Consider the following 12537-nt stretch of genomic DNA (forward strand, 5'->3'; position numbering starts at 1 on the left):
TGTCGTAACGTCACAAGGTGAGGGGATTTTGGAGGCCCTGCCCTACCAAGCCGTATCGCTCCAGACCTCGCGGCCCTTGAACAGGGTGCAAAGGACGCGGGTTTGCGAGATGTCTTGTGGCGGGATCGCAAAGATGTCGCGGTCAAGAACGATCAGGTCCGCCGAATAGCCCACCCGCAGCATACCGGTGAAATGGTCGCGCCAGCACGCGCGGGCGGCATTGACGGTATAGCCTTGAACGCATTCCTCAATGGTCAGCGCTTGATCGGCGAAGAACGGTTCCAGCGGATCATTATCACGCCGCTTTTGCCGGGTGATCGCCGTCTCGATGATCTCAAACGGGTTGAGCGTCGACACCGACCAATCCGACGACAGGCACCAATCCGACCCGGCATCCAGCATCTTGCGGAAGGCATAGACATCGGCCCAGCGGTCGGGGCCGATCATCCCCAGCGAGGGATCGGAATAGGGCGGCTCCAGCCGCGCCCAGAGGGGTTGGATATTGGCGGTGGCAAGACCTTGCAGGCGGGCATAATCGGCCGGGTCCATCAGTTGCAGATGGGCCAGCTGGTGCTGCGCGGGCCAAAAGCCATTGGCGGCGCGGGCGGCCTCCAGCCCTTCGATGGCGCGGCGCACGGCGGCGTCGCCGATGACATGGACATGGATGGCAAAGCGCGCCGCATCCAGCGCGGTCATCATCGCGCGGGTCTGCTCGGCGCTGAACATGCAAGGCGCGTTGCCGCCGGGCGTATCGGCATAGGGGGCCAGATTGGCCGCCGTGCGGTTTTCATAGACCCCGTCCATGAAGAACTTGGCGGAATGGATGTGGAAATCGGGGCCACAATGGGCTGCGCGCCAAGCCGACAGCCGCGCCACGGCGGTTTCAGGCGTGTCAGCTTCTGTCACAAGGGCGGTTCCGGCCACGCGCAGGGTCAAAAGGCCCTCGGCCTCCCCCCGGGCGTAGATGCGGCGTTCCTGTTCGGTGATGCGGGCGTCCAGAACACCAGTCAGCCCGTGACGATTGGCATGGGCCTGGCCTTCGCGCAGACCTTGCAGCCAGTCCGCCTCGGTCAGACCGGGAAGGCGGGCGGCGACCAGCGGGATCGCCTCTTCATGTAACATCCCGGTCACCCGGCCTTGGCCGTCGCGGACAATATGGCCATTCGGCGGATCGGGCATGTCTTGCACCCCCGCCATCTGCAGCGCGCGGCTGTTCAGGCAGGCATTGTGGAACGAGCTGTCGTAGACCAGCACGGGTCGGTCGCTGATCGCCCGGTCCAGCACCGCCGCCGTCAGATTGTGATCGCCAAAGACCCCCGCCTGCCAGCCCGAGCCCAGCACAATGGGCAGGCCGGGTTTGGCTGCTGCATGGGCGCGCAGGGTGGTGATCAGTTCGCTTTCACTTGCGGCTTCATAAAGCGATGCGGCGGTGGCCAGATCAACCCCACCGGACAGAAGGTGGATATGCGCATCCTGAAAGCCGGGCAGCACCAGCCTGCCCCCCGCGTCGATCTGGTGCGGAGCGTCCGGCGCCGCACCCTGGCCCAGCGCGGCAATCCGGCCATCGCGGATCAACAGCCATTCGGCATAAGGCGCGGTGGGGTCCATCGTGCGGATGCGGGCGTTGTGCACAAGGGTTTCGGTCATGGTTTATCCTGTTCAGGCGCGGCCAAAGGCTGCGGGATGGCGCTGAATTTCGGCACAGGCAGCCCCATCTCGCGCAGCATCACGGCCGGGTCCCGCCCATCATGGGCCGAGGCGATGCGGTAAACCTCAAGCACCTCGGCGCTAATCTGACCTTGGGCATAGAGTTCCATCGCCGCGCCATAGCGCACCCGGCCCGATCCGGGCTGGCCCAAAGGGGCATCGAGAAAGCGCACCGGATCAGTCATTGCGTTGAAACGCCAGCCTTTCCTCGGCCTGCCGACGCTTTTCGGCGCGGTTCATGATGATCCCGGCGACGACAACCCCAAGGCCCACCGTCACCACCATAAGCGTGGCCAAGGCGTTGATGTCAGGTGTCACCCCCAGCTTGACCTTGGACCAGATGAGCAAGGGCAGCGTGGTGGAGCCAGGCCCGGTGGTGAAGGCGGTGATCACCACATCGTCAAGGCTGATCGTAAAGGCCAAAAGCCAGCCCGACAGGATGGCGGGCGAGATCACCGGCAGGGTGATGTCAAACATCACCTGCCAAGGCCGCGAGCCGAGATCCATTGCCGCCTCTTCAATCGCGCGGTCGGCCTGCAGCATCCGGGCATGGACGATGGTGGTCACAAAGACCGCCGAAAAGGTGATGTGCGCCAGGGTGATGGTGGTGAACCCGCGCGAGGCGGGCCAGCCGATCCAGTCGCCCAGAAGAATGAAGAAGATCAACAGCGAGATGCCGGTGATCACCTCGGGCATGATGAGCGGGGCTGTGACAAGACCCGAAAACAGCGTGCGGCCCCGGAACTTGGTGTAACGCGCCAGCACAATGCCGCTCATGGTGCCAAGGATCGTGGCGATCGTGGCCGAGACCAGCGCGATTTTCAGCGACAGGATCAGCGCATCAATGACCTTGTCGTTTGTAAAGAGCGCCACATACCACTTGGTCGAAAACCCGCCCCAGACCGTCGCCAGCCGCGAGGCGTTGAAGCTGTAGACGATCATCGACAGGATCGGGATGTAGAAAAAGGCAAAACCAAAGATCATGACAGAGATCAGGAAGGTCGGTCGGCGCTTCATGTGCTGCCCTCCGCCTTGGCCTGATAGCGGCTGTAGATCATCGTCGGCACCACCATAAGCACCAAGAGCGCAACCGCGATGGCCGCCGCCATGGGCCAGTCTCTTGCCTGGCTGAACTCATCCGAGATCAGCCGCCCGATCATGGGCGATCCGGCGTCGCCCACCAGCGTGGGGATCACCAGTTCTCCGGCGGCGGGGATGAACACCAGCATGCCACCTGCGATGATGCCGGGAATGGATTGGGGCAGTGTGACATCCAAAAACACCCGGGCTGGACGGCTGCCCAGATCCATTGCCGCCTCGTCCAGCGTTGGATCCAGCCGTTCAAGGCTGGCGTAAAGCGGCAAGATCATGAAGGGCAGGTAAGTGTAGACCATCACCAAAATGACAGCGAAATTGGAATGCATCATCGGGATGGATCTGACGGCCCAATCGATCGGCACCAGAAAATTCCATGCATCCGTCAGCATGACGTTGAACCAAGAGCTTTTGCCCATCAGCCCCATCCATGCATAGACCCGCAGCAGGAACGAGGTCCAGAACGGCAAGATCACCAGCATCAACAAGATGTTGCGCCACGAGTGCGAGACGCGCGTCAGCCCGAGCGCCATGGGATAGCCAATCAGCAGGCAGAAGAAGGTCGCGATTGCGGCATTGACCAGCGAGGTCAGAAAGGCGCGCAGGTAAAGCCCATCGGTCAGGATGCGGGCGTAGGTGTCCAGACTGATCCAAGGATGCTCGCCACCCAGCGAAAAGGGCGGCGCGGTCGGGGTCTTGGTGGCCACACTCATCACGACCACGACGAGGAATGGCAACAGGAAGAAGACGATGAGCCACAGGTAAGGCAGCCCGATCAGAAGGGCGGGCCAGCCCTTGTCATCGAACCAGCGCTGAAGGGTGGCCCGTGTCATCCTCACGCCACCAGCACAAGCGCCGCGGCGGGATCAAACCCGACAAAGACCGCATCATCCCAGTCCGCCACGCGCGCACCTTCATCGCCACGCCGGGCATTGACCGCATGGGCCTGCACCATGCCGCCCCCGGCAAGGTCGATCCGGTAGAGGCTGTCTTTGCCGAAATAGGCCAGATCGCGCACGGTTCCGGCCAGCGCATTGGCCCCTTCGGGCCGCTCACGCGAGATACGCAACTTTTCGGGACGGATGGCCAGCGTCACCGCCTGCCCGACGGCGACCGCCGCCACATCGCGGGCCAGAACCTCGGCGCCAAGTGCGGGCACCGACAGGCGCAGATACGGGCTTTCGCGGGCGATCACGGTCGCCTCGAAGGTGTTGATCGAGCCGATAAAGCCCGCCACAAACCGGCTGTTGGGAAATTCATAAACCTCGGTCGGGCTGCCCACTTGCCGCACTTCTCCCTTGTCCATCACCGCGATGCGGTCGGACAGGGTCATCGCCTCTTCCTGATCATGGGTCACGACGATGAAGGTCACCCCAGTGCGGGCCTGAATGGACATCAGCTCGAACTGGGTATGTTCACGCAGCTTTTTGTCCAGCGCGGCCAAGGGTTCATCCAAGAGCAAAAGCTTCGGCTGGCGGGCCAAGGCGCGGGCGAGCGCCACACGCTGGCGCTGGCCACCCGAAATCTGATGCGGTTTGCGCTTGGCAAAGGGCGTCAGTTGCACCAGCTCCAGCATTTCGGCCACCCGGTTGGCCCGGTGGGCCTTGGACAGGCCCTTGTCATGCTTCAGCCCGTAGCCGACATTTTCTTCGACCGTCATATGGGGGAAGATGGCATAGGATTGGAACATCATGTGGACGGGCCGCTCCCAAGGCGGCACGCCCGCCATGTCGCGCCCGTCCAGAAAGATGCGCCCGGCGCTGGGTTCCTCAAATCCTGCCAGCATCCGCAAGAGCGTGGTCTTGCCGCAGCCAGACCCGCCCAAGAGCGAGAAGATCTCGCCCTTGCCGACGGTCAAGCTGACATCGCGGACGGCCTGAAAGCTGCCAAAGCTCTTCGAAACCCCCTCGATACGCAGAAACGCGTCCTGCGCCGCGCCCTCGGCCATGGGTCAGCCGCCTGCCTTGATATCCGTCCAGATCCGCGTGATGGCGGCGTCCTGTTCGGCCGTTTGCGGTTTGGGCGTGTAAAGCCGGGACAGGGTTTCGGCATCAGGATAGATTGCCGGATCGCTGGCAATTGTGGGATCCACCAGCGCGCTCGCGGCGGTGCTGGAGTTGGCATAGCCTGTGTAATTGGTGCAGGCGGCCAGAACCTCTGGGCGAAGCATATAGTTGAGGAAGGTGTAGGCGTTATCGACATTCGCCGCATCGGCCGGAATGGCCCAAAGATCGAACCAAGCCGGAGCGCCGGTCTTAGGCACGTGGTAGACCAGATCCACCTCAATCCCCGCTTCGGCCGCCCGGGCTTTTGCCACAGCGTAATCACCCGACCATGTGTTGGCGACACAGATTTCCTGATTGGGCAGGCTGGTCAGGAAATTGGTGTTGTCAAAGGTTGTGACATGCTCGCGGATCCGGGCGAAAGCCTCGGCCATTTGGGCGTAGGTTTCGGGCGTCCCCGCGTCGGCGTCGAGGCCCAACCAGCGCATGACCATAAAGCCAATGTCCGTCGGACTGTCCAAGAGCGAGATGCCACAGTCGGCCAGCTTGGCGGCATTCTCGGGCAGGAAGACCGCATCCAACGTGGTAAGATCAACGTCAGGCAGCCGTTCGCGCACCAGTGGCACGTTAAAGGTAAAGCCAACTGTGCCCCAGGTGTAGGGCACCCCATGGGAGTTTTCCGGGTCAAACCCTTGCAGAATTTTCAAGATTTCGGGGTTCAAGGTGTCCCAACCCTGCAGGCGCGCCCGGTCGATCTTTTGATAGAGATTGGCCGCCACCAGACGGTGCAGGCCAAGGCCCGATTGCAAGACGACATCATAGCCCGAGGACCCGGCCAACACCTTGGCCTCCATTTCCTCGGCACTGGCGTACAGGTCATAGACGATGTCGATCCCGGTCTCACTGGCGAAATCTTCAATCGTGGTCTCGCCGATATAGTCAGCCCAGTTGTAGACATTGACGCTGCCCGGCGAGGCATAGGACGGGCGCGCCCAAGGCAACGCCAAACTTGCAGATGCACCGATCAGCGCCTGACGGCGGTTCAATCTCATGGCAGTCTCCCCGAACAATTTGTTGGTTGTTTTGTCAGTCAGCTTATTCCTGCCCCAAGGTCTGGCAAGACATTTCCGTGTTGAGCGTCGCGATTTGATCTTCGGCCGGGGCGGTCTGCAGCCGCATCACCGGCATTAGCTGACGCAGCCCGTCATGGTGGCGGCGCAGCCCGTATTCCAGATCAGACAAATGAAACCCCTCAAAGGCCGTTGAGCGCATCGACTCGTTCGACCAGATCGAAAGCTGCTGATCCTCGGTCGAGGTGTCGCGGTCAATCCGCATAGCCAGATAGCGCGCCAAGCGGCGTTCGCGGGTTTCATTCGGCCAGCGATAAAGCCGCCCGGTCAGGCGCGTCTGGCCTTCGTTGAGCGGCAGTTCGTGGTAGAACTGCAGACCATCTGGCGTCATGGCAATGACCTGATTGGGAAACAGCCCATAGTAGGTCCATGCCCCTTGCAGGTGCTGCGGCAATTCCGGGCGCGGTGGCGAGATGCGGGCGTAATGGCGCACCGACCACAGCTTGCCCGGCACATCGCCGAACCAGCCGATCGACATCGACAAGCCGTTGTCCAGATGCATGTCGCGGTAGGTTCTGCCGTACAGATCTTGCAGACCGGGATGGGCCAAGGGGACGTGATAGCCCTCATTGTCGACATCTCGGACCGATTTCCAGTTCACCGGCAGATCCATGCTCCAATCTGGCACGGTCACGGGCAAGATATCGCGCGTACCGTAGGCGGCAAAATCGGCTTCAAACGGTTGAAGCAACTGCGCCACCGACGCCTGCGGACCCGGCGCAAAGCGCAGGAAGATGAAGCCGTGGAAGATTTCCATCTCGATCGGCTTCAGCCCGAAGTCTTCGCGCGCAAGGGTGCCAAAGCTGGTTGGCTGCGCCGCCCCGCGCAGGCTGCCGTCCAGATTGTAGACCCAGCCGTGGAACGGGCAGACGATGGACCCTTTGCAATGGCCCGTCGCCCCATCCACCACCCGCGCGCCGCGATGGCGGCACAGATTGTGAAAGGCCCGCACAACCCCGTCTTGACCGCGCATGACCACAGCGCGTTCGCCCAAAAGGTCAAAGGCCAGCCAATCACCCGGCGCGGGCAGGTCACATTCATGCCCCACCACCTGCCAATGGGTCAGAAAGACCTTTTCACGCTCTAGCGCAAAGAGGGCTGGAGAATGATAGGTCCAAGCCGGCAAACCTTTCCGGTCCCAATCGTTTGGAATGGGCAGGGCAGGATAGGGAAGTTTGGTCATCGGGCAGGCTCCATTTCGGACAAGACCCATTGGTGAAGGCGGTGGATCTCATATTCCTCGGGCATCAAGCGCGCCGTGGTGAAGGAGGGCGACGCCATGCCGCGATGGTTCATCTCGGACGCAGCGCCATCTTGTTGCATGACGATTTTGGCAAAATCCGCGACCTTGGCCGCGTCAAACCCGGGCTGGGCAAGGGTTTCCGGGGCAAAGTGCCATTCGGCCACCAGACGCGTGCGTTCAGGCCCCAGCGGCACGATCCGCACCGAACGGACATAATCGACATGCGCCACGACATAGGCTGAGGGCCAGAGGGTGACAAAGCTATAGCCTGCCGCCCTTTCGGCGGGCGTCAGGCCGGGGAATACAGGCCCGCAGGGCGCACCATCCAGCGTCCAGCTTTCAGCGCCGGGTCGCAAATTGGGGCGCACCGGGTCATCGGGCCTCCAGCCCAAGGCCTCGGAGGCGCCCATCACCCCTTTGCTGTAGATCGGAACCATGTCGCACAGTTCAGGGTGAATGCCCGGGCAATGCAGACATTCCGAGTAATTCTCCCAAAACGCTTTCCAATTGCAGGCGATCTCGCTTTCCCAGTGATGGGCGGTCACAAGACCGTCCATCGGCCAGTTGTCCAAGGTGACAAGACCGACATCGGCCCAAATGTCACGGTGCTCTGCCGAAAGGCTCAAGAACAAAAAGCCATTCCAGACCCGCAGCGAGACCGGCCGCAGCCCATGGGCGGCAGGGTCGAAATCCGGGGTGGGCACGGCATGGGCGGTGGACACAAGCCGCCCGTCGCGCGCCGCATAGGCAAAGGCATGATAGGGGCAGCGGATCAGCTTGCCGACCTCTTCCTCGTCGGCCACGCAAAGCTCAGACCCCCGATGCGGGCAAGAGTTGTGATAGGCGGCCAACGCGCCCTCCGCATCGCGCACCACGATGAGCGAGGCTGACCCGACGCTGACACGCCGCATCCGGCCCGCAGAAAAGTCAGCCGCCCGGCCCACCATCACCCATTGGCGGGCGAAGATCGTCGCCATCTCGCGCCCGTACCAGCCTGCTTCGAAGTAAGCGGCCTTGGGCAGCCCCTCGGGACACTGGCTCAGCCGCGGCGAGGCGGGGTGACGATCAGCATGCGACATCAGACACTCGGTCATGGTTGCGGTTTCGCGTCACGCTGTCACGCCACTGACTGGACTGTCAATCAGATCTTGCCAGTGGTTTTCACTTATGTGCAGCATTATATGGCTGATCATGAGGTGAAGATGCCATTGTCAGTCAAAGATCCCGATACCGAACCGCTTGCGCCCCGCACGCTCGATCGCAGCACCCGGCGCAGTCAGGTGATCGAAGCGACAATCGAATGTCTGGCCGAACGCGGGTTTTCCCGGACCACCGTCACCGACGTTGCCCGTCGTGCGGGCATCAGCCACGGGCTGGTGCTGTTTCATTTCCAGTCGAAGGACAACCTTCTGGCAGAGGTCCTTGATTTTCTGGCCGACGAGTATCAATCGAACTGGCAAGAGACCTTGGCGACCGCCAGTGATGCGCCCGAAGCGCAGATCATCGCCATGCTCAAGGCCGATTTCGCGCCCGCGATCTGCACCCCTGCCCGTCTTGCGGCTTGGTGCGCCTATTGGGGTGAAAGCCAAAGCCGCCCGCTTTACCAATCGCGCTGCGGGGCCAACGACGCGCTTCATGATGCGACTTTGGTTGGAATTTGCAGCCAGATGAACGCCTTATATGGGTATGACCATAACCCCGACCGTGCGGCTCGATTGCTGCGCATCATGACGGAAGGGGTCTGGCTGGACCTGATGTCGCTGGAGGGATCCTACTCCGTGGAAGAGGCCATTGAGACCGTTATGCTGGGCGCGCGCGCGCTGTATCCACGGCATATCTGACCGCAGGCACCTCAGTCAGGCGGGCGCCAGAGCGATGAACGGGGAGCCTTAATCACCCCAAGGTGGCAGCATCAGGCAGCGCGCTGTCGAGAAACTGAAATGCTGGTGTCAATTCGCCTTCACCTGTTCCGGCTGATCGAGCTTGCGGCGCAAAAGGACGGGGGGCGTTGCGGCGATCCGGCGGATGCAAACGCTGATGGAAGGCTGGTCATTTCAGATGCGGAATCAAGGGCTGTGAGGCATAGAGGCAGTCGTAGAGCGGCAGAAGTTTTTGGCACCGGAACGCCACAACAACCGCCTCCCTGGCCTCAGAAAACACGGTGGACCGGGGCTTGGTCGGTCCCTTCGTCGGATCAAACACTTAGATTCCTTCGAATGGGTCACCATTGCAGGACGCCAACTCAAATCTCAAACTTAAACGGGCTGCGTCGAATTGTGCGATGAATACCACAAAGACATTCTGCAACCTGAAGGAATTTCAGAGCAGTCATCGCTCAACCAAATGAGTCACACTCAAGACCAGCCTAGAACGCTGCTCCCGTAACTGTCTGGCTCGGACGAAAATCGTTCGACGAGAAGCCGGCATCATTAAGATACATCCAAGACTCCATATTGATATGCGAACTGGCCTACAGCACCGGGTACAATGCTGCACATGCAATAAGTAGGTACGGCTTTTCTTTTGGCGGGCTCATAGAAGGTCCACGGCGCGATCGCGTAAGAGAATCGTATGTTTTCAGGAGCTATAGGGTCGAATATGCAACGAGTGCAAAGTCTTCATTCTCCGATAATCGGTGAGTCATTAGCTGCAAAACGCCTTAGAATGACCATCGAGTTGGTCGCCCAGTCAAACTCATCCGTCCTCATTATGGGCCAAACTGGTGCAGGCAAGGAACTCGTCGCACAAGAGATACACCGCCTGAGCGCTCGAAAAGGCGAAATGATTGCATTGAACTGCGCTGCCATCCCCAGTGAGTTGCTCGAAAGTGAACTGTTCGGCTTCGAACGGGGTGCGTTCACAGGTGCGGACAAAATGCGCGTTGGTCGATTTGAGCAGTCATCAGGTGGGACGCTTTTCCTCGATGAAATTGGCGACATGCCACTGGCACTGCAGGCTAAGTTGCTACGCGCAATTGAAGAGCAAACAGTCAGACGTCTGGGCGGCAACAAAGACATCTTCTTGGACTTGCGCATTGTATGCGCGACTCACAAAGATCTGTCGAAAATGGTGGAGAGCGGTGAATTTAGAGCAGACCTGTTCTATAGATTGGCCGTCTTCCCGATCAGCGTGCCGTCTTTATCAGAACGGTTAGATGATGTTCCCATTCTCTTGAAAACCTTTGCCGAAGAATATGGTGCACGCAATCCAAAAATGGCCGCCCCTGTATTCAGCGATACGGCGCTCGCCATTCTGAAAAAGCACGAGTGGCCCGGTAACATTCGTGAGCTTCGTAATGTTATTGAACGTGCCTTCGTCATGTTCGCGGGGCAGGAAGTAATGGCAGAGCATGTAAAGGATAATCTGCTTCGACTGCGCATACCTGACAGTCTACTGATCGATGATCGAGATGTCTTGTGGAATGAAACGGCCGACCTAAAAAACAGCAGCCTCGAGCAAGAGTCAGCCGAGTACGGGCTGCCTCCGGATCCGGATACGTTTCGTGTGTGGTTCAAGCATTTTGAGTCGGTCGATCTGCGCCGCTATCTGAGGGATATAGAGGTGGTCTTCATTGAATCGGCACTCGAGGCCAATGATATGCTGGTCAGCCGAGCTTCAGACGCGCTTGGTCTGCGGCGCACAACATTGATCGAGAAAATGAAGAAGTTTGGGATTGAGCGTTACGAGGTAAAGTAGGGTCGGCTTACCAACCATTGCAACTTACTTAACTTTCCAAGACTCAACCATATTGGTCAGATAGGTCCCCGTTGATTTGAGACGTGTAATCTGCTGCTCCATCACCGTGAACTTGGTTCGATAGAGTTGCGCAAGGAGATCTTCCTTCTCGGAAAGCGAAATCAACGCATCCGACTGTTCGCTCGCCCTGTCATTATAGCCATTCTCAACTCGGCTAAAGTCGCCAACCTTCGACATAATCACCGAGATGTAATCGCTCATGCGATCAAGAGCAGACTGTCCAAAATAGATTGAGGAGTTGCCAAGCGCTGCATCTTCAACATCAATAGAAACACCCGCGAATGTGCCGGTGATTGCATAAAAGGTTTGCCGCCCATCCACAGTGCGAGGAATGAGGGATGTGCCGCCTAGGGTGGCAGTTGTCGAATTCGTATACTGGAAAGTATGCTCGCCCGTTGGGGGATTTGCAGAGGCCGATGCAGAGACGGTCATCCCGACATCGCTGCTTTGAGCCAAGTTCGCAAAGATGGCCCGGTAGCCAGCGGGATTGGCTGCAAAGGCCGCCGAAAACTTCTCGCTGTCGATTGAGAACGTCCCATCCCGCTCAGTTTGAACGCCAAAGGACGTCAAATAGAGCGGCGTAGGTCCAAACCCAAGCATGGGCGTTGTTGTGAGACTGCTCAGTTGACGCAAAATTGCGCCAATCGTGACATCGCCGGACAGTGGCCCGGCACCCTCGCCGTTCATGCCACGCTTTGTCGCCGCCTTCATCGTGTCGATGAGGCCGTTTAGTTTTTCCAAGTAGGTGGTGAGTTCAGCCTCTGCAAAGCCTGCGTCCTCGACAACGCCAACCGTGACCGAAGACGTCGTGGTCGCATTCAAGTCGAGCGTTACACCGGGTATCAGATCAGAAATCGTATTTGAGGACCGTTCAAGGCTGATGCCATTATAAGACATAATGGCGTTCTGGGCGGAGAGGATCTGCTGACTGTTATTGGTACTGTTATCGAATGTGCTGAGTTCGGCAACATCAGCCGTGATCCTAATGGCGTTGTCTGAACCAAGGTCTGACATGATCACAAGCGAGTAGTCGTCAGTACCCTTCTGAACAACACGAGCAGATACTCCCGACACTTCATTCAGCTTTGCCGCCAAGCTACCCAGTGTTGCTCCTGAGTCAGGCAAAGAAATGCTCTGTGCGTTGCTACTGTCGGCTTCCGAAAAAGTCGATCCCGACCAGGTCCCAAATTGAAGGCTAAGATTACCGCCCGCGACACTCGCATTGGCAGAGGTGAAGCCAGTGAACTCCAGAACCTGCCCTCGCGCCAATTGACTTACCGAAATGGAGTCACTGGCGACTTGCAGCTTGGCGTAGTTGTCGACCTTCACTGACACGGCCGTTGAGCTGGAAAACACGTCAGACGCCACACCTGCATTGGGGGTCTTCAGCGTTGTCTGAAACTCGTCGAAGGACGAGCGCAGCTTTGCAAGCTCTGAGATCGACAGCTCAGTGGCTTCCTGCTTATCTGAAATCAAATTGCGCTTTGGGGCAATTTCGGCCGTGACCAATGCGTCCACAAGCTGGGTAATGTTCATACCCGAACCCTTGCTGTTGATCGCACTTAGATAGTCGACAGCCATGATTTCATCCTTGCGTGCTTAT

General features: G+C 59.2%; 11 protein-coding genes and 1 pseudogene. 2 read left to right on the forward strand and 10 right to left on the reverse strand.

The features are described 5' to 3' along the window. Positions 1-42: 42 nt before the first annotated feature. From AC72UB_RS04725 to AC72UB_RS04760, 8 genes are read right to left on the reverse strand one after another with little or no spacing between them, the layout of a single operon-like run. Positions 43-1647, reverse strand: a complete 1605-nt coding sequence (locus tag AC72UB_RS04725; protein ID WP_505188743.1) for an amidohydrolase — start codon at positions 1645-1647, stop codon at positions 43-45. After that, positions 1644-1892 (reverse strand): hypothetical protein, encoded by a 249-nt coding sequence (locus tag AC72UB_RS04730; RefSeq protein WP_505188744.1) that lies wholly within the window; start codon positions 1890-1892, stop codon positions 1644-1646. Before AC72UB_RS04730 ends, AC72UB_RS04725 begins: the two co-directional genes overlap by 4 nt. After that, positions 1885-2724 (reverse strand): ABC transporter permease subunit, encoded by an 840-nt coding sequence (locus tag AC72UB_RS04735; RefSeq protein ID WP_505188745.1) that lies wholly within the window; start codon positions 2722-2724, stop codon positions 1885-1887. The genes AC72UB_RS04730 and AC72UB_RS04735 overlap by 8 nt, the downstream gene beginning before the upstream one ends. Further along, positions 2721-3635, reverse strand: a complete 915-nt coding sequence (locus AC72UB_RS04740; protein ID WP_505188746.1) for an ABC transporter permease — start codon at positions 3633-3635, stop codon at positions 2721-2723. The genes AC72UB_RS04735 and AC72UB_RS04740 overlap by 4 nt, the downstream gene beginning before the upstream one ends. Positions 3636-3637: 2 nt before the next feature. Next, entirely contained in the window at positions 3638-4750 is a 1113-nt protein-coding gene (locus AC72UB_RS04745; protein ID WP_505188747.1) for an ABC transporter ATP-binding protein, read from the reverse strand. Between the two features lie 3 nt (positions 4751-4753). Continuing rightward, positions 4754-5857 (reverse strand): extracellular solute-binding protein, encoded by a 1104-nt coding sequence (locus AC72UB_RS04750; protein ID WP_505188748.1) that lies wholly within the window; start codon positions 5855-5857, stop codon positions 4754-4756. Positions 5858-5900: 43 nt separating this feature from the next. After that, positions 5901-7118, reverse strand: coding sequence for an aromatic ring-hydroxylating oxygenase subunit alpha (locus tag AC72UB_RS04755; RefSeq protein ID WP_505188749.1), 1218 nt, complete (start codon positions 7116-7118; stop codon positions 5901-5903). Then, positions 7115-8257, reverse strand: a complete 1143-nt coding sequence (locus AC72UB_RS04760) for an aromatic ring-hydroxylating oxygenase subunit alpha (protein WP_505188750.1) — start codon at positions 8255-8257, stop codon at positions 7115-7117. The genes AC72UB_RS04755 and AC72UB_RS04760 overlap by 4 nt, the downstream gene beginning before the upstream one ends. Positions 8258-8380: 123 nt before the next feature. On the opposite strand from AC72UB_RS04760, the gene AC72UB_RS04765 reads away from it, so the two are divergent. Beyond that, on the forward strand, positions 8381-9019 hold the full coding sequence (locus AC72UB_RS04765; protein ID WP_505188751.1) for a TetR/AcrR family transcriptional regulator: 639 nt from the start codon (positions 8381-8383) through the stop codon (positions 9017-9019). Positions 9020-9233: 214 nt separating this feature from the next. Here the strand turns inward: AC72UB_RS04765 and AC72UB_RS04770 are convergent. After that, positions 9234-9380, reverse strand: a pseudogene (locus AC72UB_RS04770) (IS481 family transposase); the annotation flags it as partial. A gap of 396 nt (positions 9381-9776) precedes the next feature. Here AC72UB_RS04770 and AC72UB_RS04775 point away from each other — a divergent pair. Next, a complete protein-coding gene (locus tag AC72UB_RS04775; RefSeq protein ID WP_505188752.1) occupies positions 9777-10874 on the forward strand; it encodes a sigma-54 interaction domain-containing protein in 1098 nt (365 codons plus the stop codon). A 24-nt stretch (positions 10875-10898) separates the two neighbouring features. On the opposite strand, the gene fliD is transcribed toward AC72UB_RS04775, so the two are convergent. Then, the gene (fliD, locus tag AC72UB_RS04780; RefSeq protein WP_505188753.1) at positions 10899-12515 is read right to left on the reverse strand and encodes a flagellar filament capping protein FliD; all 1617 of its coding nucleotides are present in this window, start codon (positions 12513-12515) and stop codon (positions 10899-10901) included. Positions 12516-12537: the final 22 nt, after the last annotated feature.

Origin of the sequence: Allotabrizicola aquatica (SeqCode) (genome assembly GCF_965194375.1) — a bacterium.
GTDB lineage: Bacteria > Pseudomonadota > Alphaproteobacteria > Rhodobacterales > Rhodobacteraceae > Tabrizicola_A > Tabrizicola_A aquatica.

Coding starts and splice junctions, on each gene's coding strand:
- fliD (WP_505188753.1), bottom strand. CDS start 12,515: ATGGCTGTCGACTATCTAAGTGCGATCAACAGCAAGGGTTCGGGTATG.
- AC72UB_RS04755 (WP_505188749.1), bottom strand. CDS start 7,118: ATGACCAAACTTCCCTATCCTGCCCTGCCCATTCCAAACGATTGGGAC.
- AC72UB_RS04750 (WP_505188748.1), bottom strand. CDS start 5,857: ATGAGATTGAACCGCCGTCAGGCGCTGATCGGTGCATCTGCAAGTTTG.
- AC72UB_RS04775 (WP_505188752.1), top strand. CDS start 9,777: ATGCAACGAGTGCAAAGTCTTCATTCTCCGATAATCGGTGAGTCATTA.
- AC72UB_RS04760 (WP_505188750.1), bottom strand. CDS start 8,257: ATGTCGCATGCTGATCGTCACCCCGCCTCGCCGCGGCTGAGCCAGTGT.
- AC72UB_RS04730 (WP_505188744.1), bottom strand. CDS start 1,892: ATGACTGATCCGGTGCGCTTTCTCGATGCCCCTTTGGGCCAGCCCGGA.
- AC72UB_RS04725 (WP_505188743.1), bottom strand. CDS start 1,647: ATGACCGAAACCCTTGTGCACAACGCCCGCATCCGCACGATGGACCCC.
- AC72UB_RS04745 (WP_505188747.1), bottom strand. CDS start 4,750: ATGGCCGAGGGCGCGGCGCAGGACGCGTTTCTGCGTATCGAGGGGGTT.
- AC72UB_RS04735 (WP_505188745.1), bottom strand. CDS start 2,724: ATGAAGCGCCGACCGACCTTCCTGATCTCTGTCATGATCTTTGGTTTT.
- AC72UB_RS04765 (WP_505188751.1), top strand. CDS start 8,381: ATGCCATTGTCAGTCAAAGATCCCGATACCGAACCGCTTGCGCCCCGC.
- AC72UB_RS04740 (WP_505188746.1), bottom strand. CDS start 3,635: ATGACACGGGCCACCCTTCAGCGCTGGTTCGATGACAAGGGCTGGCCC.